This window comes from Sphingobacterium spiritivorum (genome assembly GCF_016724845.1).
Lineage (GTDB): Bacteria > Bacteroidota > Bacteroidia > Sphingobacteriales > Sphingobacteriaceae > Sphingobacterium > Sphingobacterium spiritivorum_A.
In genome coordinates, this window is record NZ_CP068082.1 from 617,797 (window position 1) to 641,968 (window position 24,172).

The 24,172-nt window shown below is 38.4% G+C and carries 28 protein-coding genes and 1 tRNA gene; 14 read left to right on the forward strand and 15 right to left on the reverse strand.

The window, feature by feature from the left end:
• Positions 1 to 113: 113 nt before the first annotated feature.
• Complete coding sequence (locus tag I6J03_RS02500; RefSeq protein ID WP_003010651.1) at positions 114 to 1,007, forward strand: alkaline phosphatase; 894 nt, start codon at positions 114 to 116, stop codon at positions 1,005 to 1,007.
• Between the two features lie 131 nt (positions 1,008 to 1,138).
• On the opposite strand, the gene I6J03_RS02505 is transcribed toward I6J03_RS02500, so the two are convergent.
• Positions 1,139 to 1,669, reverse strand: a complete 531-nt coding sequence (locus tag I6J03_RS02505; protein WP_003010650.1) for a 5' nucleotidase, NT5C type — start codon at positions 1,667 to 1,669, stop codon at positions 1,139 to 1,141.
• Between the two features lie 72 nt (positions 1,670 to 1,741).
• Here I6J03_RS02505 and I6J03_RS02510 point away from each other — a divergent pair, with 72 nt between their 5' ends.
• Both I6J03_RS02510 and I6J03_RS02515 read left to right on the forward strand, forming a co-directional pair.
• Positions 1,742 to 2,488 carry a DeoR/GlpR family DNA-binding transcription regulator gene (locus tag I6J03_RS02510; RefSeq protein ID WP_002993685.1) on the forward strand — a complete coding sequence of 249 codons (747 nt, stop codon included), beginning with the start codon at positions 1,742 to 1,744 and terminating at the stop codon, positions 2,486 to 2,488.
• 53 nt (positions 2,489 to 2,541) lie between these two features.
• Positions 2,542 to 3,504, forward strand: coding sequence for an alpha/beta hydrolase (locus I6J03_RS02515; RefSeq protein WP_003010647.1), 963 nt, complete (start codon positions 2,542 to 2,544; stop codon positions 3,502 to 3,504).
• A gap of 130 nt (positions 3,505 to 3,634) precedes the next feature.
• Here the strand turns inward: I6J03_RS02515 and I6J03_RS02520 are convergent, their stop codons facing one another.
• From I6J03_RS02520 to I6J03_RS02570, 11 genes are all read right to left on the reverse strand, one after another.
• A complete protein-coding gene (locus I6J03_RS02520; protein WP_003010646.1) occupies positions 3,635 to 4,168 on the reverse strand; it encodes a hypothetical protein in 534 nt (177 codons plus the stop codon).
• Between the two features lie 78 nt (positions 4,169 to 4,246).
• Positions 4,247 to 4,822 (reverse strand): hypothetical protein, encoded by a 576-nt coding sequence (locus I6J03_RS02525; protein WP_003010644.1) that lies wholly within the window; start codon positions 4,820 to 4,822, stop codon positions 4,247 to 4,249.
• A 199-nt stretch (positions 4,823 to 5,021) separates the two neighbouring features.
• The gene (locus I6J03_RS02530) at positions 5,022 to 5,555 is read right to left on the reverse strand and encodes a hypothetical protein (protein WP_003010643.1); all 534 of its coding nucleotides are present in this window, start codon (positions 5,553 to 5,555) and stop codon (positions 5,022 to 5,024) included.
• Between the two features lie 3 nt (positions 5,556 to 5,558).
• The gene (locus I6J03_RS02535) at positions 5,559 to 6,713 is read right to left on the reverse strand and encodes a hypothetical protein (protein ID WP_003010642.1); all 1,155 of its coding nucleotides are present in this window, start codon (positions 6,711 to 6,713) and stop codon (positions 5,559 to 5,561) included.
• 2 nt (positions 6,714 to 6,715) lie between these two features.
• Positions 6,716 to 8,434: a tetratricopeptide repeat protein gene (locus tag I6J03_RS02540; protein ID WP_003010641.1), complete on the reverse strand. Its 1,719-nt coding sequence runs from the start codon at positions 8,432 to 8,434 to the stop codon at positions 6,716 to 6,718.
• Between the two features lie 456 nt (positions 8,435 to 8,890).
• Positions 8,891 to 8,971: transfer RNA gene (locus I6J03_RS02545), tRNA-Leu, on the reverse strand.
• A gap of 204 nt (positions 8,972 to 9,175) precedes the next feature.
• The gene (locus I6J03_RS02550; RefSeq protein WP_003010640.1) at positions 9,176 to 10,909 is read right to left on the reverse strand and encodes a ubiquinone-dependent pyruvate dehydrogenase; all 1,734 of its coding nucleotides are present in this window, start codon (positions 10,907 to 10,909) and stop codon (positions 9,176 to 9,178) included.
• Between the two features lie 102 nt (positions 10,910 to 11,011).
• A complete protein-coding gene (gene mgtE, locus I6J03_RS02555) occupies positions 11,012 to 12,328 on the reverse strand; it encodes a magnesium transporter (RefSeq protein WP_003010639.1) in 1,317 nt (438 codons plus the stop codon).
• An 84-nt stretch (positions 12,329 to 12,412) separates the two neighbouring features.
• The gene (pepE, locus tag I6J03_RS02560) at positions 12,413 to 13,123 is read right to left on the reverse strand and encodes a dipeptidase PepE (protein WP_003010638.1); all 711 of its coding nucleotides are present in this window, start codon (positions 13,121 to 13,123) and stop codon (positions 12,413 to 12,415) included.
• 323 nt (positions 13,124 to 13,446) lie between these two features.
• Entirely contained in the window at positions 13,447 to 13,626 is a 180-nt protein-coding gene (locus I6J03_RS02565) for a hypothetical protein (protein ID WP_003010637.1), read from the reverse strand.
• 12 nt (positions 13,627 to 13,638) lie between these two features.
• Positions 13,639 to 14,502, reverse strand: a complete 864-nt coding sequence (locus I6J03_RS02570; protein WP_003010635.1) for an SPFH domain-containing protein — start codon at positions 14,500 to 14,502, stop codon at positions 13,639 to 13,641.
• A gap of 232 nt (positions 14,503 to 14,734) precedes the next feature.
• Here I6J03_RS02570 and I6J03_RS22860 point away from each other — a divergent pair, with 232 nt between their 5' ends.
• From I6J03_RS22860 to rimK, 6 genes are all read left to right on the forward strand, one after another.
• Entirely contained in the window at positions 14,735 to 14,932 is a 198-nt protein-coding gene (locus I6J03_RS22860; protein ID WP_394370155.1) for a hypothetical protein, read from the forward strand.
• A 234-nt stretch (positions 14,933 to 15,166) separates the two neighbouring features.
• A complete protein-coding gene (locus tag I6J03_RS02580) occupies positions 15,167 to 16,030 on the forward strand; it encodes a cation diffusion facilitator family transporter (RefSeq protein ID WP_317192129.1) in 864 nt (287 codons plus the stop codon).
• A 59-nt stretch (positions 16,031 to 16,089) separates the two neighbouring features.
• The gene (locus I6J03_RS02585) at positions 16,090 to 16,572 is read left to right on the forward strand and encodes a DNA-deoxyinosine glycosylase (protein WP_003010629.1); all 483 of its coding nucleotides are present in this window, start codon (positions 16,090 to 16,092) and stop codon (positions 16,570 to 16,572) included.
• 53 nt (positions 16,573 to 16,625) lie between these two features.
• Complete coding sequence (locus I6J03_RS02590; protein WP_039990314.1) at positions 16,626 to 17,804, forward strand: AIR synthase related protein; 1,179 nt, start codon at positions 16,626 to 16,628, stop codon at positions 17,802 to 17,804.
• An 11-nt stretch (positions 17,805 to 17,815) separates the two neighbouring features.
• Positions 17,816 to 18,250, forward strand: coding sequence for an ATP-dependent zinc protease family protein (locus I6J03_RS02595; RefSeq protein ID WP_002993647.1), 435 nt, complete (start codon positions 17,816 to 17,818; stop codon positions 18,248 to 18,250).
• 62 nt (positions 18,251 to 18,312) lie between these two features.
• Entirely contained in the window at positions 18,313 to 19,242 is a 930-nt protein-coding gene (rimK, locus tag I6J03_RS02600) for a 30S ribosomal protein S6--L-glutamate ligase (RefSeq protein ID WP_037459541.1), read from the forward strand.
• A gap of 58 nt (positions 19,243 to 19,300) precedes the next feature.
• Here rimK and I6J03_RS02605 read toward each other — a convergent pair whose 3' ends face one another.
• A complete protein-coding gene (locus I6J03_RS02605; RefSeq protein WP_003010627.1) occupies positions 19,301 to 20,398 on the reverse strand; it encodes an SGNH/GDSL hydrolase family protein in 1,098 nt (365 codons plus the stop codon).
• Between the two features lie 51 nt (positions 20,399 to 20,449).
• Here I6J03_RS02605 and I6J03_RS02610 point away from each other — a divergent pair, with 51 nt between their 5' ends.
• The 5 genes from I6J03_RS02610 to I6J03_RS02630 all read left to right on the forward strand — a co-directional run bounded on the left by I6J03_RS02610 (position 20,450) and on the right by I6J03_RS02630 (position 23,284).
• Positions 20,450 to 21,013: an NADPH-dependent FMN reductase gene (locus I6J03_RS02610; protein ID WP_003010626.1), complete on the forward strand. Its 564-nt coding sequence runs from the start codon at positions 20,450 to 20,452 to the stop codon at positions 21,011 to 21,013.
• Between the two features lie 76 nt (positions 21,014 to 21,089).
• Positions 21,090 to 21,668, forward strand: coding sequence for a DJ-1/PfpI family protein (locus I6J03_RS02615; RefSeq protein WP_003010625.1), 579 nt, complete (start codon positions 21,090 to 21,092; stop codon positions 21,666 to 21,668).
• Positions 21,668 to 22,045, forward strand: coding sequence for a hypothetical protein (locus tag I6J03_RS02620; protein ID WP_003010624.1), 378 nt, complete (start codon positions 21,668 to 21,670; stop codon positions 22,043 to 22,045). The genes I6J03_RS02615 and I6J03_RS02620 overlap by 1 nt, the downstream gene beginning before the upstream one ends.
• Before the next feature lie 72 nt (positions 22,046 to 22,117).
• On the forward strand, positions 22,118 to 22,777 hold the full coding sequence (locus I6J03_RS02625; protein ID WP_003010623.1) for a DUF1345 domain-containing protein: 660 nt from the start codon (positions 22,118 to 22,120) through the stop codon (positions 22,775 to 22,777).
• Positions 22,778 to 22,897: 120 nt separating this feature from the next.
• A complete protein-coding gene (locus I6J03_RS02630; RefSeq protein WP_003010622.1) occupies positions 22,898 to 23,284 on the forward strand; it encodes a hypothetical protein in 387 nt (128 codons plus the stop codon).
• A gap of 70 nt (positions 23,285 to 23,354) precedes the next feature.
• On the opposite strand, the gene I6J03_RS02635 is transcribed toward I6J03_RS02630, so the two are convergent.
• Together I6J03_RS02635 and I6J03_RS02640 are read right to left on the reverse strand one after the other, a co-directional pair.
• On the reverse strand, positions 23,355 to 23,828 hold the full coding sequence (locus I6J03_RS02635) for a DinB family protein (RefSeq protein ID WP_003010621.1): 474 nt from the start codon (positions 23,826 to 23,828) through the stop codon (positions 23,355 to 23,357).
• A gap of 182 nt (positions 23,829 to 24,010) precedes the next feature.
• A complete protein-coding gene (locus I6J03_RS02640) occupies positions 24,011 to 24,166 on the reverse strand; it encodes a 30S ribosomal protein THX (protein WP_002993631.1) in 156 nt (51 codons plus the stop codon).
• Positions 24,167 to 24,172: the final 6 nt, after the last annotated feature.

The following is a 24,172-nucleotide window of genomic DNA, read 5'->3' on the forward strand; positions in this document are numbered from 1 at the left end:
CTCAGCCTTATTTTTTTATAACAAAACCGTTGGACAATCGATTGCTTAAACTTCATAAATAGCGACTTACGTATCAAAAGAATATATTTGATTAATTGTAAATCGAATAACCAATGAAAAAATTATTTCTATGTGCAGTGATCTGTTTAGGTGTAATTACACTGCAGGCACAGGTCAAAAAAGCAAAGCATATTGTAGTAATAGGCTGTGATGGATTGGGTGCATATGCCCTTCCTAAAGCCGATATGCCAAATGTCAAATCAGTAATGGCATCCGGTGCATGGAGTCTGCATGCCCGTTCGGTCCTTCCCTCTTCCAGTGCTGTTAACTGGGCATCGATGCTGATGGGTGCAGGTCCTACGCAGCATGGTTTTACAGAATGGGGAAGTCAGAAGCCGGAGATTCCATCTGCTTACACGACTTCAGCCTATAAACAGTTCCCCAGTATCTTCAGTGTAATCCGGGATCAGAAACCAAAGGCTGTTACTGCAGCAGTATACAGCTGGCCCGGAATCGGCTACCTGATCGAAAAAGATGCAATTACGCATGTATTGCCGGCAAATGATGATGAGGAAAAGTGTGTGAACGATGCTGTAGAAACCATAAAAACCAAAAAACCTCTGTTTACATTTATTCATTTTGATGAACCGGATCACACAGGACATGCTAAAGGTCACCGTACAGCGGAATATTATGAAATTCTGAAAACAGTAGATGCACGTATAGGTAAGATACTCAGTGCAATAAAAGATGCAGGTATTGCGAACGAAACTATTGTACTCATCACATCAGATCACGGAGGCATAGACAAAGGTCATGGCGGAAAATCACTGGACGAAGTGGAGATCCCATGGATTATCAGCGGACCGGGTGTAAAAGTAAATCATGAAATCAAAAACTCCATTATAACGTATGATACAGGTGCTACCTTAGCATGGATACTGGGGCTTGAACAACCTCAGGCATGGAGAGGTAAAGCTGTAACGGAAGCCTTTAAACAGAATTAAACCGTCCTGAAAAACCCATACAGGATTTTACCTGATGAGTAAAAGGTTTCGGACATGTATCAGGAATTGCTACACAAACTTTATGTGCAGCAATTCCTGTTTTAGATATGATCTTACAAGCAGGATATTTCCTATTTCAAAAAGTATTCCCCTACTTCTTTCCAGTTCATCAACCTTTCATAGTCTTGTTCATGTACATTATGAAAGGAATTAAAAAGTAAAGGCTTTCCCTGGAAAGTACGCAGATTACTGATGTGGTCATCAAGAAGATAATCGGTCTTAATGATGCTCTTATCGCCACAGAAAACAATATTTTTCCAGGAGATAAAAGGAAAATATTCCGCCAGCCAGTCAAATTTTTCCCGAAGTGAATGTGGGAATTCCATTGCTGCAGATACCACATAAATTGTATACTTGCTCTGCAATTCCCGAACAACTTCTATGGCATCCTCAGCAACCGGTAAGGTTCTGAAATACCCTTCTGTATGCAGATAGCGGTATATCGCTGTTTCATCAGGCAAACCCAAATCCTCAGGCTTTCCTAACATAGTGGAAGGATCCAGCCGGATCCCTGTTTCATTATAATAATAAGTGAGATAATGCTGCTGGTTATCGGCCAGTACACCATCCATATCAAGTGCAATTATTTTCTGTTGTACCATGCTGCAATATGCAATATTTTGCAATAAATTGCAAATATTTGCTGTTTATTATTTTAAATGCTACTTTAGCTTATGCTAAAACAGGAACGCTTATCTACCATATTAAATGAACTTCATAAAAGAGGAGTTGTCTCTTATGCAGAACTGTCAGCTGTTATAACAGCATCTGAAGACACTGTAAGAAGAGATATCAAAGAACTCGACAGTCAGGGACTACTCAAAGCTGTGCGTGGAGGTGCAACAACCCTGTCGAAGATTCCGCATCATTACAGACAACGTGAAATAAGAGATATTGAGGAAAAGAAAATCATTGCCCGCAAAGCGTTATCCCTGATCAAACACAATCAGCTCCTTTTCTTTGATGGAGGGACATCCGCTTTGGAATTGGCCAAAATATTACCACAGGATCTCAGAGCGACGATTATAACAAATAGTTTTCCGGTTGCTAATGTACTTGAAGATCACCCGACATGCGAATTATTGTTTCTTGGGGGCCGTCTTTCTAAAACGGCATTTGCGACATATGGAAACGAAACGCTTCTGAATATTCAGAAGTTCAGAGCAGATTATTACTTCTTCGGTGTATCCAGTATAACTCCGGAAGAATTATATTGTAAAGATCTGGAAGACGCTGAAATGAAACGGGAAATAATCGCAAACAGCACCAATACGATCGGTCTTTGTACATCAGATAAACTCAACAGTACAGATAATTATTATGTGGCCAAGACCAAATCTCTGCATATGCTGATAACGGAATGTGATCCGGATAGCACCATGTTAGAACACTACAATACAATCGGAGTAGAAGTCCGTTAAATGAAATACACTCCTAAAGCTACAATTCAATAATTTAGAATAAACGCAGGTATATGGAAGATCAATTAACCCCTTATCAGGCTGACATTCTGGGAAGTCCTTATCAACAACGGACGCTGATCCTCAAAGATGATTATGAAGGAAAAGCGGTAGCAACCGTAGTGCGTAGAAAAAGTGAAATTGTCACCCGAAAAGCAGTACTGTATATACATGGCTATATCGATTATTTCTTTCAGACAGAAATGGCAGAACAATTCAATCTTCACGGATATGACTTCTATGCCTTAGATTTGCGAAAATACGGTCGTTCATATCTGTCCCACCAAAAACTATTTAATGTCAGAGACCTGCGTGAGTATGATGAAGAAATCGATCTGACTCTCAGATTAATTGCTGATGAAGGACATCATTCTGTTATTCTATGCGGGCACTCTACAGGGGGACTCACAGCGACCTATTATGCGATTCGTCATCCACTTGATTCCTTAATCAAGGGTCTCTGGACGAATAGCCCCTTCTATCACTTTAATGTAGATGCTTTATCCAAACTTATCGGAATTCCTTTTGCCAGCAGCCTGGCTAAATTATTCCCGCATCTTCGCCTTCCTAACGGATTAAATCGTTATTACGCAAGAAGTCTGCATAAGGACCTTGCGGGAGAATGGGATTTTAATCTGAATTGGAAACCTGTACACTACCCATACTCTTATGCAGGATTTATAAGAGCCGTACATCTGGCGCACAGAGCCATACATAACGGAGCAACTCTTACAATGCCTGCACTCATTATGCATTCCCATCAAAGCAAGAAACCGAAAGAATGGAACAAGGATGTCAACAGCAGTGATCTTGTCCTTGAGGTTAAAGATATTCACAAATATGCCCAAAAGCTGACGGGTGATATTACCATTATATCAGTTGAAAATGGAGTACATGATCTTGTTCTTTCCGCAAAAGAGGTCAGGACAAAAGTTTATGAGATACTGTTTTCATGGCTTAAAGAAAAAAATCTTTAACAGGATTTTATCCGAGTGAGTCCTCGTAAACAATTTTTGATATACTATATTATAAATATGGATTTATCATAAATATCAGTTATTATGCAAATGAGGTATGAGAATAATCTCATACCTCATATTAGCTATCTTATGCCTCTATAGTTGTGAACAACAAATCAGCAATGGTGGGTGGATCGGTATAGTCGAATTCAATATTTGAAACTTGATGCTCCAATAGCTCCTTATCATCAATTAGTTCGTAGTCTTTAAATTGCGATATTATAATAGAAGATACTTTGTCAAAAATTAATATTTCTGATTCATTTAAAGGTCTATATCGCTTAGTCTCTGTTTCTGTATTACTTATACGTATACAATAGTACGGTAATAAAACACTTATCAATATGGAGTAAACTAAAGAAGACCCCTGTTCTGCTCTAAAGGAGGCATAATATGTAGCATATCCTCCTGCAAAGGAATAATCAGAAATACGTTGTAATCCTAAATGTAAGAAAATTGAATGTTTTGTATTTTCCCAATGATCACGATCTTTCAATGCGTCATTTATTGCTTTTACTTTTCTTTGATTTTCTACACTCTCATTGTAGCTCTTTTCGTCAGAAATAGATATTCCTACCGGATAAAAAGCTGTCAATTGATTAATTAAAAGTTTTGTTTCCATATTTATTTACAATTTGGGGTCTTACATCATCACAAACATTTACATAATGTTTACAAGATTCGAAAACACCCAATGATATCATACTTCCATTAAATTTTTAAACAAAGCTGTAAACAACGTGAATTCTTCATGGGGGATACCAACTGTATAAAAATATGGCAAGGGCATAATAATTTGATCGCCTTTGACTTCTGTATACTCCATATTATCCAGCAATTTCCTGATTTCTATTAATGAATCAGAGGAAACAAAAGAAAATTCATCCAAATTCAAGTTGTAACTTTGATGTCCTCTTTCACCATTTTTATCATAATAAATTATAGTTTCTCTTTGATAAATACAGTAATAAGGCGCCAAGAAACTTACACAAATGATGGTGTCACATATCCTTTCCTTAGTTGACAATGAAAGATTCTCAATTCTGTAAACATAGCTTCTGTCAAGTCCACCAAAACGAGTCACGTCCTCTATTATGAATTCTGACGAACTAATAATACTAGATATTAGCTCGGAAAGCTTTTTCTGTAACGTTACATTTTCTCTTCCTTCAGCTACTTTTTCTAATAGTCTTTGATACTCAATAGTATCTTCATACAATACTTTATCATTAAAGTATTGTCTTGCAATTTCTAAAAATATTTTATCTTCTTTCATCCTAAAATAAATCGTAATCAGCTTCTTAAATAATTACTCTTGCATCCGTTTGTGGACTTGTCCTAACTAATGTACCACCTTGAAGACTTAATGTACCTCTTGCAAATTGCTCAAATGCTCTTATTACTTTCGGAAGCAAGGAGAACTTTACTTACTGAGGCATAACAATTTATTTATTATTATGCCTCAGATGTGCTATCTATGTTTCTATAGTTGTGAACAACAAATCAGCAATGGTGGGTGGATCTGCATAGTCGAACTCAATGTTTAAAACCTGATGCTCCAAAAGATCTTTATCATCAATTAATTCATAGTCTTTGAAATACGATGTTATAATTGATGATACTTTTTTAAATACAGAAACTTCCAATTCACCTATAGGTTTAAAACGTTTAATGTATAGTTCTGTATCCATTAGACGAATACAGAAATAGGGTAATAGCACACTTATGAATAAGGAGTACATGAATGGCGACTCCTCTGAAATTCTAAAAGAACCGTAATAAACCGGATATCCAGCAGCGAACGAATAATCAGCAACGTCATCCAATCCTAGATTTAACATTATAGATTGTTTTGTTTTGTTCCATTGAGTACGATCTTTCAATCCATCATTTATTGCTTTTACTTTTCTTTGATTTTCTACACTCTCATTGTAGCTCTTTTCGTCAGAAATAGATATTCCTACCGGATAAAAAGCTTTCAATTGACTAATTAAGATTTTTTCTTTCATAATTTATTTACAATTTGGGTCCCATGGTGTTCGTGGAGCTCCAGGATTCGTACCTACTCTGGTTGAAACTTTTGCTAAACCATAAACGCCTAAAATACTATTAATATACGTCTCCATTTGTGTTTTAACAAATACTGGAAGTTGTGCAGAGTTTAATTTATTCAAAGAATATTGAATATTAGCTTGCTCAATTGCCTTTTGAAAAGCTTGGGAACTTAATTGTTGTGCTTCAGTTCGAGAGATTTCTCTTTTTAATGCTTTTGAATAGGTTGGCATTCCAACTTCAATATTGAAACTGACTAGCAGTTCTGGTTGACCATATCTTGAATTTACCGTATACACTTTGTAACCCATAACAGCTGCTGCTTGCCAATTCACACCTTCAGCAAGCTGGAAATTAAAATTACATGGTTTTATCCCGGGATTTTCTTGTACGGTGTTAGTGTTTGTGTTAGTACCTGAGTTAGAACCTCCTCCGCCACCAGACTGAACTCCCTCATTTGGATCTCCTTCATTTCCCGGATATCCAGGTATGTCGATTGGGTTTCCTCCATATAGATCGTCTGGTTCTTTTGGCCTATATCCATTTATCTCGACTTCCTCCATAGTAAAGCCGTCATTCATATTCCCACCACAGCCGGTACAAGCCAATTTCTTCTTAACCCAATTCAGCAATCCCTTCTTTTCTCTTTTTATCTCTATATATTTCATGGTTTTCTTTTCATGATCATACCATGCTGTTTCAAGAAGCCTTCCGGTACCTGTATAAATATTCAAAATGGTACTTTCCTTAAAGGGATTTCCCAGATATTCTTTAATGATACCATATGGAATGTTATCCTTACCCATCATTAGTCCTATTTCACGATAGAACGTATCTTTTTTAGATTTAATTGGAACTGTTATAACAGAATCCCCGTTAACATTTGAGGTAATTTTATACTTTGTCCAATCAATTGTAAAGTTAGATTGTCCTAATTCTGATTTAATTTTCTTACCCCACCGACTATTTTTTTCATACCAGCTTTTGGCCAGACCGACATATCCATCAGGTGGAGCTTCATCCTGAATAACCATTATATCCTTTTGACAGGAAGCGAACAAAAAGCTGAATAATAGCATCCAGCAAAATAATTTTAGATAGTTTTTACTTTTCATGATTAATGTGATTTAGTTAATAAATATTCTTTTGTTTCTTGTTTCATCTGTTGAACTTCTTTGCTATCAACCTTTATTGGAAACTTGCTGATTAATGTAGCCCATTCTTTAGCCTGTATATGCTGATGATTTTTTTGATAGAATTTAAAAAGCAAGTACTTTGGATAATATAACTTGGGAACCATTGCAATAGAGCTCTTTAAGTAAGCCTCAGCTTTCCGTTGGTTTCCCAGCTTTTCATGAATTACCGCCAACAGCATAGTAATTTGAAGGTTTGAATAAAGCTCTTTTGCGGCATTAGCAACCTCAAGTGCATCAGCATATAATCCTATTTGGTACAATGTATTTGCATATTCATGGGCGATTTTGGGATAGTCCTTAATCTTTGGATATAATGAAATTGCGGTTTCCAGATACAGACTTTCATTATAAGTTTGATAATTGCTATTTCTCAGTTTAACCCACTTCCTTAAGTATTTCATTTCATTAGCAGAATAATAGACTACAAAGCCCACTAATACAAGGAGGGAAATATTCAGAATTCCTTTAAATTTAAAAGGTTCTAATCGAAAGGATGAATGTATACTTGGATTTACGAAAGCTAAAGTTATCACCAAAATCAACTGTACAGAAGACGAAGACAACGGGTATGAAAAAGCAGAAATTATTACAAATGTGCTAAAGCCAATGAAGGTTGTACTGTATCTAAATAGGTTACTGAACATTTGACGATACATTGCAACAATCAGATACAAAACTAATCCAAAAACGAATATTCCGTGCTCTATAAGAATTCTTAAACCCTCATTAAAGGGACTGTGAACCTGACCAGCCAATAATTGTTCGTTTAGTGGCCTTTGTATAGAAAAATAGGAGCTTTGTAAATCGAGGTAATGATTTTGTAAAAAACCGCTACCATTTCCAAGGACTAGTGAACCGTAATTAATCTCTGATATGCATATTTTCCAGATTAAAAGTCTTCCATATACGGAATCTACATTATATGCAAATAATAGAATTATGCATAAGACAAGCAGGATTAATAATATGTAGTTGAACTTAGCCTTATAATTCCATAATATATGATAACCAATAAATGAAATAAACAAGGCAGCAAAAGCGGTTCTTGAATAAGAAAGTACAATGGCATTAATTGTTATTAATACAAGAAATTTCCAAAACGGTCTATTAAAGACAGTCGCAACAAAGGGAAGTGATACAGCCAGGAAAATTGCAAGAATAGTGTGATTCTCAAATAGACCAAATGTTTCATAAGATAAATGATAAAATATGCGCTCGGTAACAATAAGATGAACTAGGATATAGCAATCTATAATCAACAATATCCAGGCTACTACCTTCATCGTTAGCCACTCTCTATTTTGTTTTATCAGGAAGTAAAGTACATATAGTTGTACTCCGGAAATGGCATCCTGGTAAGAGAAATCCGGGTTTTGAATTTGGTTTAATATCGTTATACATAGTAGAACAAGTAAAAAGAAATCAAGTTGATTAAATGATAGCTCTTTACTGCTGAACAAACAAAGCGCAAGTAATAGTGTTCCAAATAAGAGATTTGGCTGGCCTAGTTGCAGGTAAGACCATGGCAAAAAATACCACTGATTTAAGGTGGAGAAAAATAGAAGTAAAAGTAAAATTTTTCCAATTCGTTTTGTCCACGATGATTTCAGGTCAAAACTATTGCTCAGGTTTACATCCATAACACATTACTGTAAATAACATCAAAATATCAAAAAGCATAATTTAAGGAAATTAAATTAAATTAAACGAATAAAAACAAATATAAAATTTTATTTTCCCAATAAATCAAACCTTTAAATATTTAATATTAACAAGAAACAACAATATGGCTACTAAAAACAACATTAAACGAAAAAAAATAAGATTTTAATGATCTAAACACAGAATAGATTTAAAAAAAATTAATCCCCTCATTATTTTTTACACCCGATGCACACTACGCTCTCAAACGAACCTCTGAAACAAAAAGCGACTTAATTTTTATGGTACAAACAACACATAAATGCAATCGCTTTGAAACTGTGAAAGAATGGGTTTTGATATTTCCTTTAATGAGTCAATTTTAATTGGACTCGTTTCAGCACGGTGTATGCCAATAAAAAAAGGTTTACATTTTTCAATGTAAACCTTTTTTGTGCCCAAGACTGGAGTCGAACCAGCAAACCTTGCGGCGCCGCCACCTGAAGACGGTGCGTATACCATTTCGCCACTTGGGCAGCAGGACAAATATAAGGAGAAATCGCCTTTTTTTATCTAAAAAATCAAAAATCTTAAACAAGAAATTATAACATCCTGATCAATATAGAATTAAAAAAAATTAAGTTTTAAAATCACTCATAACTCCTTATTCTCGAAAATCAAGTAAAAAATAAAGCTGTTACAGTTTCAATTTCTATAACAACCTTATAATCAACATCTATCTACAATTCCTTAAGATGTTTATAGTTAGATTTTATCGTATCAAATACCTCCTGCATCTTCCCTCCTAACATCAGTTTTGTCATAGATTTTGCCATTCCAAACATCTGATCCAGATTCACCTTAGGAGGCATCGCCAGCGCACTTGGATTGGTAAATACATTTAGCAATACAGGTCCGGGGTGCAATAATGCGGCATCTATAGCTCCGCTCACTTCATCAGGATTACGTACTGTTATCCCTCTGAAGCCCATCGCTTCTGCAATCATTGCAAAGTCGGGATTGATCATATCGGTTTCGTTATCCATCAGACCTGTTACCTGCATTTCCAGTTTGACCATACCAAGAGATCTGTTATTGAAGACGACAATCTTGACCGGAATATTATACTGCCGTATAGTAGCGAGATCTCCCAATAACATAGATAAACCTCCGTCCCCGCACATAGCAATTACCTGACGATCCGGATAAGCCAGAGCAGCTCCTATAGCCATAGGCATCGCATTGGCCATCGATCCGTGATTAAAGGATCCCAGCATTTTGCGTTTACCTGTAGCCGTTATAAAGCGAGCTCCCCATACACAGGTCATCCCCGTATCTACCGTAAAAATAGCATCTTCATCAGCTTTTGTATCAATGATATGCGCCAGATATTCCGGTTGAATGGTATCTTCGTCTCCTTTTGCATTGATGTATGTATGCATATTCTCCTTTACTTTTTCATAAAAATCAAGCTGACTTTTCAAAAAACTATCATCCAGCTTTTCATTCAGTAAAGGCAGAAGTGCCACAATGGTATCTTTGATATCACCGATCAATCCCAAATCCAGTTTTGCACGTCGTCCGAGACGTTCTGCATTGGTATCGATCTGAATGATTTTATTATCAACAGGCATAAAATTTTCATACGGAAAGTCCGTTCCTAGCAGAATCACTAAATCGGAATCATGCATACTCTGATAGGCGGAAGGCATCCCCAACAGACCCGTCATACCGATCTCATTCGGATTATGATGTTGTATACCCATCTTCCCGCGGAAAGAATACCCTACAGGAGCTTTCAGGTGATGAGACAGCTGCACAACCTGTTCATGTGCGCCTTCTGCTCCAATACCACAGTAAATAGTAGTACATCTGCTTGAATTTATCAGATTAGCCAGTTTTAAGAGTTCATCTTCTGAAGGGCGGATAGTTGGATTGCAACGGAAAATCTGTGTGGATGTCTCTGTATCCACGGCCTTCAGTTCACTGACATCTCCCGGCAAACCGATTACAGCGACTCCTTTTTTACTGATCGCATGCTGAATAGCCGTCTGGATAATTCGTGGAGCCTGTTCTGCAGTTGTGATAAGCTGATTATAGCAACTGCAATCGTCAAATAATTTAATGGTATTTGTTTCCTGAAAATAATCCATTCCCATCTCATGCGTATTGATAGTAGAGGCAATAACCAGCATAGGAACATGCGATTTATGTGCATCATACATTCCGTTGATAAGGTGCACATGTCCGGGACCGCAGCTACCCGCACAGCAGGCAATGCCATCCAGTTCTGCTTCAGCAGCAGCGGCATACGCCCCTACTTCTTCATGTCGTACATGAATCCATTTGATACGTCCATCTTTACGAATAGCCTCATTAAAAAAATTGAGACTATCTCCCGTAACTGCATATACTCTTTTTACACCCGCTTGCACGAGCATCTCCACTAATTGATCGGCTACAATCTTTGCCATATAGATATGTTTTTAATATTAACAATAAAGAGAGGAAGCCTACATATGCCTCCTTTCTCTTTAACAGTTAAAAAGCCTATCTGTTTGACAATAACAGGATGTTTACAATAATTTGCCGCTGAGAAAGAATGCAGCAATAGAAAAATAGATGATAAGACCGGATACATCGACTAATGTAGCGACAAAAGGAGCCGAAGCAGTAGCCGGGTCCATTCCGAGTCTTCGTAAGATAAATGGAATAAAAGATCCGGACAATGTACCCCATAATACAATAAACAATAAAGATATGGATACACTCAAACCGATATAAAACCAGTATTCACCGTAGTCATATATACCAAGTTGCTGCCAGAGTAAAATCCGGATAAATCCTATAGAACCCAGTATAGCGCCTAGAATAATACCGGACGAAATTTCTCTCTTCATGACGTACCACCAGTCTTTCAGCTTCAGTTCCCCAAGTGCCATTGCACGTATAATGAGTGATGCTGCCTGAGACCCTGAATTTCCACCGGAAGATATGATAAGCGGCACAAATAATGCCAGCACTACAGCTTTCGCAATCTCTCCGTCATAGTAACTCATGGCTGAAGCCGTTAACATTTCACTCAGAAAAAGGATAATCAACCAGCCTGCGCGCTTACGCACCAGTTCCAGCAAAGGAGTCTTAGTATAGGCCAGATCCAGTTCATCCATACCTCCGAAGCGATGAATATCTTCCGTATCACGGTCTTCTATACGATCCAACATATCATCAAAGGTCACAATACCGACCAATACACCACTATCTGTAATAATTGGCAGTGCACTCCGGTCATACTTTTGAAAAATCTCGAATGCTTCTTCCATGGGTGTCGAGGCCCGGATTGCAGCAAAGTTGTAGTCTACCAATTCGGAGATTTTTGTATTTTCATCAGCCAGCAGCAACTGACCGATCTTGAGATCATCGATCAGCACATTCTGCCCGTCTACTACATATACAAAATTCAGTGTTTCTGCTTTTCTGCCGAAAAGTTTAATGTGCCGGAATACGTCAGCTACAGTATAATGCAGCCTGACCTGTACATACATCGGCGTCATAAGCCGCGCAATGCTATCTTCCTTATAACCAATTAGCTCCAGTGCCATCTGCTTTTCCCGCTCATTGAGGAGGTTGATCAGATACTTGATCATTTCATCGGGCAGCTGGTAAAACAGCTCATTACGAAGATCCGGCTTTAGATTATTCAGAAATTCGGATAGTTCTTTTTCTGATAATTGTTTTATCAGCTCATATTGGGAAGCACTATCGAAAAAAGAGAAAATTTCCAGCCGGATATCCAGAGGATAGACTGAAAACTCCTCATACAGTTCTCTTCCGGTTAACTCTGCCAGTTGTTCTGCAATATCTGCAGGATGAAGTAGGTTATTTTGATCCATCGGAACTACATTATTATGGTGAACAAAACGCGGCAAAGCTAACCTTTTATTTTGGCTTTCAAGCTGAAAGCTCTTTTTTAGAATCTAAAAATCAATCTGTCCGGGAGAGAGTTCCACAGGCGTTGCTCCCTGTCTGAAAAGTCTGGCTGTCAGATTTCCGGCAAGTATGACTTGTCCGTTCTCCACCTCCAGCCAGCTTCCTTCCCGTATACCTAGGACAGGTTGTGCATTATAGACATGAAACTCCTGAATACGGGTCTCACGGGTTTCTCCTTTGTGGGTAGAGTTCGGATCCGGATCCAGATAATGCGGATTGATATTAAACGGCAGAATCTGCAAAGCATCGAATCCCAGCGGATAGACAATCGGCATATCATTGGTCGTACTGATGGTTAATCCAGTCAGATTAGATCCGGCAGAAGTACCGACATAAGGTTTCCCCTTTTCAATCTCTTCCTTCAATACCGACAGTAATCCCTTTTCCTGCAAAGTCTTCAGTAATAAAAACGTATTCCCGCCACCTGTAAAAATGGAAGAAGTCTCACGTATAGCTTGTGCAGGATTTTCAAACTCATGAATACCTCTTACAGCAATACCTAAAGATGCCATAGCCTGACTCACCTTGGAAGTATAATCATCATATGAAATTCCGGACGGACGGGCATATGGAATAAACAAAATTTGCTTTTCTCCTATAAAATCCGCTATTCTATCGCGTATATAAACCAAAAAATCACTTCCATATACTGTACTTGTGCTGATCACCATCAGGCGTATATTCTTTCCAATTTCCATATCACATTACTTCTTTAATATTTTCAAATGTATAGCTTTCAAATAATATTTGCCTGCATCCTGATCAAAATGACATTCTTTCCATTTTAGGCACCATGTCCGAATCAAACATTATTCAAAATCTTTATCGATTTTAATAAATGTATAATTTAAATACAAATAATCACAAAAAATCAAACCAATTTTTCAAACAAACGACATTCTTATTATAAAAATGAATTTATCAATTCAATAAATATATAGGGGTATAAAAAAAATGCAAGAGCTTAATCTTTAAAAGACAGACTCTTGCATAATCAGCAGACAGATACCGAAATAATACGCTATTTTTCGGACTTATTCTCTGGATTTTTACTTTTAAGACGCTTGTTATCTTTCAGCGCCTTATTCAGGAGATACTCGATCTGCCCGTTTACACTTCTGAATTCGTCGGCTGCCCACTTTTCCAATGCCTTAAACATTTCGGCATCGACCCTTAACATAAAATTCTTTTTATCCGACATACTGTTTCAATTTTATTGATACAAAGTACCTGCGTTGACTATTGGAGAGGCTGCCTTTTCACCGCAAAGTACCACCATTAGATTACTGACCATCGCTGCTTTTTTCTCATTGTCTAACTCTACAATATCCTTCTCCGAAAGCTTATGAAGTGCCATTTCTACCATACCTACAGCACCTTCTACAATCTTAGCTCTGGCCGCCACGATAGCTGTTGCCTGCTGACGTTGCAACATTGCTCCCGCAATCTCTGAAGCATAGGCCAGGTGACTGATCCGGGCCTCTTTAATCACAATCCCGGCAGGAGCCAGACGATCGGTCAATTCCTGTTCTAAAATATGATTGACCGTATCCCCACCTTCACGAAGTGTAATGGAAGCCTCTTCATCTTCAAGATTATCATACGGAAAACTTCCGGCCAGATGACGCACAGCCGCTTCGCTCTGCGTACGAACATATGAAGTGTAGTTCGTTACATCAAAAGAAGCCTTATAGGTATCTCCTACCTGCCACACAATTACAGCTCCGATCTCAATAGGATTGCCCATTTTATCATTAACCTTCAGGGTCTGCCCCTGCAAGTTGTCGGATCGAAGACTCACTTTGATACTGGAATACAAAGGATTAATAAAAAACAAGCCATTTTCTTTTACCGTTCCTACATATCTGCCAAAAAAACTCAGTACACGGGAGTGATTAGGGCTGATAATCATCAGACCTTTAAGCGTAAAAGCAAAAACGATAAACAACAATGCACTTAGAAATCCAAAACTCGGATTGTCCTTGGCCAGAACAATACAATATATGGCAAGGGCGAAACATGCTACTGCAATTAATAATGCTAAAAAGCCCGAAATAGGTTTGATTAACTTTTCCATAATTCAAATTTTTATGTTATTGATATGATATCAAAACTATATCATTTTAATTTCAAAAACAAGCACTATTAAAAATAAAATTCCGAAGAAAGAATCGAGGAGTAAATGAGGCTAAACGCAAAAAACAACTTAATAAATTTAAGTTGTTTTTTGCAAACCTAGGATTATACGTTGAAGCGAATAGAACCAAAAGCTGATCACGTATACCAATCTAAAGAATATTAACAAGCTATTGCCGGCAAATAATTTTATCAGGATCAATTGTTCTTACAGTGTTAATAAAGATCGGATTGATTCTTTCAGCAACAATGATGTGTTTATTAGAGATAATGAAATATTATGTATACGGGTCGTACAAAAGCTCAGGGGTTTTCATTCGAGGATTCTCTATTCAACAGATTATTTTAGAAAAACAGAAGGAATCGGATAGACAATCTGCAAATCTTGCAAATTAAACACAAAATTCTATAACGGATACCCACGATATAATTGTCAATTTTACGATGTTAATATAAAAGGGCTGAGACAACAGCTATTAACAGGCAACAGCTTACGTTTAAATTTGAAAAAACTATAAACTATGGGAAGTAATCACGAACATACTCAATCACATACGGCGAATAAAAAGACCCTAACTATTAGCTTAGTGATTATCACAGGTTATATGGCAATAGAGGTTATTGGTGGATTGATTACAAATAGCCTTGCCTTATTAGCAGATGCAGGACATATGTTGAGTGATGCCATTTCACTATTCATTGCTCTGATGGCTTTTACATTCAGCAACAAAGTAGCTGATTATGGAAAAACATATGGCTACAAACGATTTGAAATATTGGCTGCAGTCATCAATGGCGCAACTTTAATTCTGATTTCAGCTTATATTATATATGAAGCTGTTGAACGCTTCCAAAACCCGCCAGAGATTGCTTCAGGAGGAATGCTCATAATTGCATTTATAGGCTTATTGATAAATGTACTTGTGGCGTGGATAATGATGCGTGGTGCGGATGTCAAGGAAAATCTCAATATGCGGGGAGCATACCTGCACGTACTAAGTGACATGCTGGGATCGGTTGGTGCTATCATTGCTGCATTACTTATTATGTTTTTTGGATGGGGATGGGCTGATCCGCTGGCAAGTATTATCGTTTCTCTACTGGTATTACGAAGCGGTTACATAGTTACCAAATCAGCAATACATGTTCTTATGGAAGGCACTCCGAATAATGTTGAAGTTGAAAAGGTAACAAAAAAAATGCTGAGTACTCAAGGTATTGACAATATACATGACCTGCACATATGGACAATCACAAGCGGTCTAAACGCATTAACCTGCCACGCTGTAGTAAATGAAAAAATGACAATTGAAGAAAGCGAAAAAATGCTTCGTAAAATAGAACACGATTTGGAACACTTAAACATTCATCATGTAACTATTCAGTTGGAAACATCCGCTAACCAACATGATAACTCAGTACTGTGTAATATCAAAGCAGAACCTACAGCTCACGAACATCATCATTGAAATCTGCTATCTGAAACTGAGATGACTAATAAATTTGGTGTTTTTTGTAATTTTAGGATATGCTAAAAGAATCTTTTCCTCCTGTCTGTGGTCTTTCCCCAAAATTTTTAATTCTGGGTTCTTTACCCGGAGATAAATCCCTGGGGCAGCAGCAATACTACGCACATCCGCAAAACCGGTTCTGGAAATTATTATTTCATCTTATGGAAAAAGAATACGAATCTGATTATTCCAAACGCATTCAGTTTCTGGAAGATCATCATATTGCACTCTGGGACACCTGTGCTTCAGCAATACGTCCGGGAAGTATGGATACCGCTATACTTTCAGAACTCCCTAACGATATTATCAGTCTTTTACAACATGTACCTTCTATACAACATGTTATTTTTAACGGTAATAAAGCAAAGCAATTGTATGATAGATATCATAAGAGACTTGCGCAGATATCTTATCACAGCCTGCCCAGTACCAGCCCTGCAAATGCCAGGTTCTCCTTTGACAAACTGGTAGACTCCTGGTCAATACTCAAATCCGTTTAATATTCGCCAATTATCCTGTAAATATCAGGATGATTGACTATTTTTGCCCCAAGATGTCAGATTTAAAATACAACCAAAGAGGTGTGTCCGCAGGTAAAGAGGATGTACACAATGCAATCAAAAACATTGATAAAGGATTATTTCCTAAAGCTTTTTGTAAAATCATCCCTGATATTCTGGCTGGTGATGAGGAATGGTGTAATATAATGCATGCAGACGGTGCAGGTACAAAATCTTCATTGGCGTATGTATACTGGAAGCAAACAGGAGATGCTTCTGTTTGGAGAGGTATTGCACAGGATGCTATCATTATGAATCTTGACGACCTGCTCTGCGTAGGTGCAACAGATAATATCCTGTTGTCTTCTACTATCGGAAGAAATAAAAACCTGATCCCGGGAGAAGTGATTGCGGAAATCATCAACGGAACGGAAGAAATACTTTCTGAACTGCGTAATATGGGTATCGGTATTTACTCGACAGGCGGAGAGACTGCAGATGTAGGCGATATTGTGCGTACGATTATTGTTGACAGTACTGTTACTTGCCGTATGCCTCGTAATAACGTAATTTCTAATCATAACATCAAATCTGGAAATGTAATCGTCGGACTTGCTTCATACGGACAGGCAACTTACGAAAAAGAATATAACGGCGGGATGGGTTCCAATGGACTGACATCCGCCCGTCATGATGTATTTCATAAAGCAATTGCCGAACAATATCCGGAAAGCTTTGACCCTGCTGTTCCTTATGATCTGGTATTTGCCGGTGGTAAAGGATTAACAGATCCTGTTGAAATAGGCAACGGAGAAAGCATCACAGCCGGTAAACTGGTTTTATCACCGACCCGTACATATGCTCCGGTTATCAAGACTATTTTAGATAAGTATCGTTCGCAAATCGATGGAATGGTACATTGCTCAGGCGGTGCACAAACCAAAGTATTACACTTTGTGGATAATGTGCATGTTATCAAAGATAATCTGTTCCCTATTCCACCACTGTTTGATCTGATACAGAAAGAATCAAAAACAGACTGGCAGGAGATGTATAAGGTTTTCAATATGGGACACCGCATGGAATTGTACGTTTCTGAAGACATTGCTCAGGATATTATTACGATATCTGAATCATTTGGTATCCCTGCGCAGATTGTAGGCCATGTAGAGGAGGCTTCAGGCAAAAAAGTAACGATCCACTCTCCTTACGGAACATTTGAATACGAATAAACGGTAGATATATGGCTGAAATGCGAACCATAGGTTGGTATGAAACGGTAGATCTGCCGGAACTTGGCTTGTACAATTTTAAGGCAAAAATCGATACAGGTGCCCGTACTTCTGTTCTTCATTGTGAAGAATATCATATTGAAGAAGAAAACGGACACAAATTTATACAATGCACGATCATCGACGATTTTGAGACAGAGAGCACGCGTGTCATCCGATTTCCGATAGTACGCCAGGGAGTTGTAAAAAGCTCTTTTGGACATTCAGAGATCAGGTATATGATCTTTACTAAGATTAAACTCTTCGATCAACTATATAATATTAAACTTTCATTCCGTAATCGTTCGGGGATGAAATTTCCAATGCTTCTTGGGCGAAATTTTATAAGCAAAAAATTCCTTGTAGACGTTTCAAAATACAACCTCTCAGAAAGCTCTTCCTTATAAATTTGCAAAAGGAAAACCAAGCAGCATATCATTTGTTATAACAACACAATACTATCAGTTCAGTGAAAATCGCTATTCTTTCAACTAATAAATCTTTGTATTCCACACGAAGACTCGTGGAGGCTGCTGAGAAAAGAGGGCATGAGTGTGTGGTCATGGATCACAGCAAATGTTACGTAGGCATCCGCCAGGACAGCCCAAGCATTCATTATCGTGGTCAGGAGATCGGCCCTATCGATGCGATTATTCCGCGGATAGGTTCTTCTGTTACCTTTTATGGATCTGCTATTGTACGTCAATTTGAGGTAATGGGTGTTATTTCAGCCAACCCAAGTCAGGCTATTACCCGTTCCCGGGACAAGCTGCGTTGTATGCAGATTCTTTCCGGTGCCGGTATCGGACTTCCGGTGACAGGATTTGCACGAACGATCTCCGATGTAGATGACCTGATAAGCATGGTCGGTGGCGCGCCGCTTGTCATCAAATTGCTTGAAGGAACACAAGGAATAGGTGTCGTACTTGCTGAAACCAAAAAAGCGGCTTCATCTGTAATTGAAGCATTCTATGGGTTAGGAAATAATATTCTCGTTCAGGAATTCATCAAAGAATCCAAGGGGACTGACATACGTGCCTTCGTCGTTGGAGGAAAAGTTGTCGGAGCCATGAAAAGAACAGCCAAAGAGGGTGAGTTCCGGTCGAATATCCACAGAGGCGGAAGTGCTGAAGTTATCAAACTGACAAAAAAAGAAAAAGACACAGCCATAGCTGCTGCCGCTGAATTAGGTCTGACCGTCTGCGGAGTGGATATGATACCATCAGAAAGAGGCCCGCTGGTACTGGAAGTCAATTCAAGCCCCGGACTGGAAGGTATAGAAAAAGCGACCAAAAAAGATATCGCAGGTGAGATCATTATGTATCTGGAAAGACAGTATGAACTCAAAAAGGTTTCAAAACCCGAAGTGCGCAAAAAGAAAAAAGAAAGTAAACTCTAGGCTGTTTCTTAGCTATATTATACTATCCTCACCTGCTCATCCGGGTGAGGATATTTTTTTAATGTAGTATGCTCTTAATCAGTTTTTCATAGGCACGGGCAATCTTCATCATACCCAGATCATTCGGATGAGCATAATCCACCGTTGACTCCAGATCCAGACCTATATCTGTATTCGACAGCAGGTACAGATCTTTTATTCCGGATTGCTGCATATCCCGGAATGCCTTTCTTGCAATCATTGTCGAACGGGTATAGGCTGCATTTGACTCCAGATTCATCACCTGCGGATCCAGTCCGGAACTATGCTCTGTAATAATTATTGGTGTTTTTGGGTGTTTCACACGCAATATCCTTACTGCATTCTTAACCAACGAATCCAATTGTTTTTCGGAAAGATTTTTTGTAATACCCAGATTAGGAATACAATCCAGCACATATACACGGGCATCTACAGTATTCATCAGGTTTAAGATCGGTTCTTCTAATCGTCCGTTACCGGAAAAACCCAGATTAATCACAGGCGTCTGCAGATGTCTCCCCAGAATATTAGTCCACGCCAATCCTGGCCTTGAAGTACAGGCTCCCTGAGCGATAGAAGTACCGTATACCACTACAGGCTTAATTTCCTTCTTCAAGAACTCCAGTTTTTTCCCTTCCGGCACGCCGATATTCATCCAGCCAACCGAGTTATACAAAGGCAGATATAAACGATACCGCAGAGCAGAATTAGATTCTATATTCGAAAAAACAAATGAAGATGTATCGCTAAAATCATATTTCCCTGCAGCCCAGTTCCAGGTATTTTTGACCGGATCAAAAGCATACAGATCAAGACCACTTACACCGGTTGAGGGCATATGTGGCATAGCAAACGAGCCCTTCAGTGTATATCTGACCAAAATAGAATCTGCATCTGTCTGAAAATCTATAAACAAACCTGCTGAATTTGTACCTAAAGACCATACCGGTTCCCGCACCTGTTCCTTTAAAGAAGCCGGAAGGCGGCCATAGTCATGACTCTGCGCTAATCCCGGGATCCTGCCTGATACAGCATTTCCAGCTAAAGGATCTAACCAGTGAATAGCTGTCTGACCATACCCCTTAAAAAAGCAAACCATTAGAAACAGAAGTAAAAAACAAGGTTTAGATTTCATTGTTATAGTTTTAATTAGGCTGAAGATATAAAATTTAGTTAAGTTTACGATATGAAAATATTAGCTTTTGCAGGAAGCAACAGTTCCGTATCTATAAATAAAAAACTGGTATCATCTGTATCCAGATATTACAAAGAAGCCGAAGATATTATTGAGATTGTCGATCTGAATGATTTTCCTATCCCTCTGTTCAGCAAGCAGGTTGAAGAAGAAATCGGAATACCTCAGGAAGTGCATAATTTCGTCAGCAAGATCGACTGGGCAGATCTTATTCTTATCTCATTAGCGGAGAACAACGGCAATTATAATGTAGGTTACAAAAATCTGATCGATTGGATTTCCCGTATTCCCAAAAGAAAGATATATGCCGACAAACCCATTTTTCTGATGGCTACAAGCCCTGGCGCAAGAGGCGGTCAGTCCGTATTAGGTATCGCTACAGCACGAATGCCGTTTGACGGAGGAGATGTCCTGGACACCTTTTCACTCCCGAGCTTCAATGACAACTTTGAAGAAGGAAAAGGCGTCGTTAATATGTTGCTGAGAAGTCAGCTGGAGGCCAAAGTCCGGAAAACGAAAAGAACAATGGCCGAAAAACTTCAAGGCAATTCGTGACGTATATTTTACTAAACAGATCTGCCGGTCAAAGCAATTACTTGTATATTTAACACTATAAAAAATTTAGACGATCATGGCAAAGAAAATCTTATTATTAGTAGGCGACTATGTCGAAGATTATGAAGCAATGGTACCTTTTCAGGCAATGGGTGCAATAGGAATTGATGTAGACGCCATTGCTCCTGAACGAAAAAAAGGAGATGTAGTACCCACAGCAGTACACGATTTCACCGGAGATCAGACATACAAAGAATTACGCGGGCATAATTTCGGCATCAACAAGGATTTCGATAGTGTCAATCCCGAAGAATATGACGGACTTTACATTGCAGGCGGGCGTTCTGCAGAATATATCCGGTTGAATAAGCGTGTATTGGAAATTACGCAGCATTTCTTTAATGCAAACAAACCTGTAGCTGCTATCTGTCATGGCATACAGGTGTTGACTGCTGCAAAAGTACTGGCAGGACGCACCCTGACCGCCTATGTCGCTGTAGGACCGGACATTGAACTTGCCGGCGGAACATGGAAAAATATACCTGCAGATCAGGCCGTAGTGGACGGCAATCTGGTAACCTCTCCTGCATGGCCGGGACATCAGGCCATTTTAAAAGAATTTTTCAAACTTCTGAATATTAAAATTTCGCTTTAATGAAGAGCAAAAACAAAAAAGCCTGGTTGCTGATCATCCCAATTATACTGATCGTAGGATTTATTTTTAAAGACTCACTGACACAAAAAAGTATCGCAGATCTGAAAGGAGATTTTAAAGAAGTCGCTTTCGTGCGTAATGAACAAAATAAAGGTGGTATTATCCGTATATATGCCATTTCAGTAGGTGATATTTCAAATGCAGATTATGAAGGTGCTGCAGATTTATTCCCGACCAATGACTACGGAAGCTCTACGACCATCTATTTCTTTGATAAGAATTTTCCTTTTCCTACAGAATTGAAACTGGAATCTCCACATTTTGATCTGGACAAGTACAAATCGATCATGATCATCAAAAGAACAGGATCCAAATAACTAATATTCCTATCCTCTCCAATCAGCACTGCTGGCAAGGAGGATAGGATATCTCTCTTTATTTCATCGGATATGCAGCCTAAAGAATTATTTATCCATCGATTGAGACCCATACACAGAGGACTGATAGCACTGGTATTCGCTGTAGTTGTCTTTTTCGTATTTCCGAGAAATGAAAACATCATGGTTCAGCTCTTATATAGCTGGCTGGCCTTTTCGCTTACTTACCTGTTGATAGCCTGGGCGACCTTCTATACTATGCCGATTCAAAAGATTATTAAACTGGCCACCATTGAGGACGGAAGCCGGATTGTTGTCACCTTATTTATCCTGTTAGCTTCTTTCACCTGTCTTTTTGCAGTATTATTTGTAATCGAGTCCCCTACAGACAATACTTCTCTTAATATCAGCAATATAGGGATTGCTGTAGCCAGCATGATTGCCTCCTGGGCGCTCGTACATACGATTTATACATTTCATTATGCACGGCTTTATTATAATGATGAAGACAAAAAAGCAGGAGGTCTGGATTTTCCGGGATCAGAGAAACCCGATTATCTTGACTTTGCCTATTTTTCTTTTGTTTTAGGCTGTACTTTTCAGGTTTCGGATGTAGAGATATCCAGTAAAAAGATAAGACATGTGGCACTGTTTCACGGACTCCTTTCGTTTGCATTGAATACTTTTGTAGTCGCTCTGACCATTAACATAGTCGCCGGACTCATCAAATAACTCTTATCGCATCATACTGTTAATCAGCAACATTACCACCTGATACACGTTTTTGGCACCGGGTTTGTCTTTATTCTGCATATAAACAGAATCTTTAACAAACATAAAAACGTTACCACTATGAAAAAAATGATTAAGATCTTGGGGCTGTTAGTGTTCACTGTTGTTATATTTTCAGCATGTAGTAAAGATGATGATCCTGCTGACAATGACATCTTCGTAGGGAAGTACAATGGTAAAATTTCCTATACCGATCTTGGAAACAGCCAGAACAACAAACCGCTGGCAGACGGAACAGTAACCGTACAAAAATTAGGCAATTCCTATACTTTTTACTTTAACAACGATATTCCGGATCTTAAAGGAGTAGAATTTGAGAAAAAAGGAGATAACACCCTGGTTAATGTAAACTCTTCAGAAGGCGCTTTGATCCGTATTGACGCAGGAAAACTGACTATAGCATTCACAAAGGAAAATAAAATCTGGACAGCAGATTGTCAGCGATAAGCTGATATAAATCAGTCCTAAAGTTAGAAAGGGGTTCACAAGTGAACCCCTTTCTTTATATAAACAATGACTAGTATCGCTCCCAGAATGGCGGAGGCTGAATTCCTAAAGCCCGGAGATACACATACCCCTGACCACGATGATGAATTTCATTATCAATAAAGTAAAGAAGATTTTCATATACAGGTGATTTGTACTCACCAAAAAGATTAAAGGTTTCGTGAAAATCTTCTTCCTTAATCTTATCAAAATACATATCTACATCTTTGGTTACTTTATCCCATTCGTCAAGAATTTCCTGTTTTGTTTTAAGGTCTATTTTTTCGCTGTAAGGTTCCTCTACTCTATTCACTATACCTTTTAATCCGGGACCTGCGATAGAGATCAGCTCCTGTGCCATTAATGAAAACGGGCGCATAGGGCCTACTTTAAATTCAAACAAATCTTTTTCCGGAAATGCTTCTATGACCCGGCGTGTCAGGCTACGGTGTCCCTGCCAGTGTTTCAATAATTCTGCCTTGCTGATAATTTCATTTGTTTTCATATTTATCCTGTTTTGATTATGATTCAAAGTTAATCCGGACGAATGACAACAGTATGTCAACAGGAAAATGAGAAGCAATTATTTTTTGAAAATCAGGTGATGGAAGGATAAAAAGAAAGACCGGCATACTTATTCAAGTTTGCCGGTCTCTCCTGCTCCGGTGTTAAATTCCGGAATCTGTATCAGGCAGTTTCCTTACCTTTCTTCTTTACTGCAGCTTTTCCGGTATCTGTAGCTTCCGGGACAACAGCTTTCGCTTGAAATCCACGAGGGCGTTTTTTACCATAAGAACCCATAATAATTTTCCCTTTTCTTGATTTTTTATCTCCTTTACCCATATTATT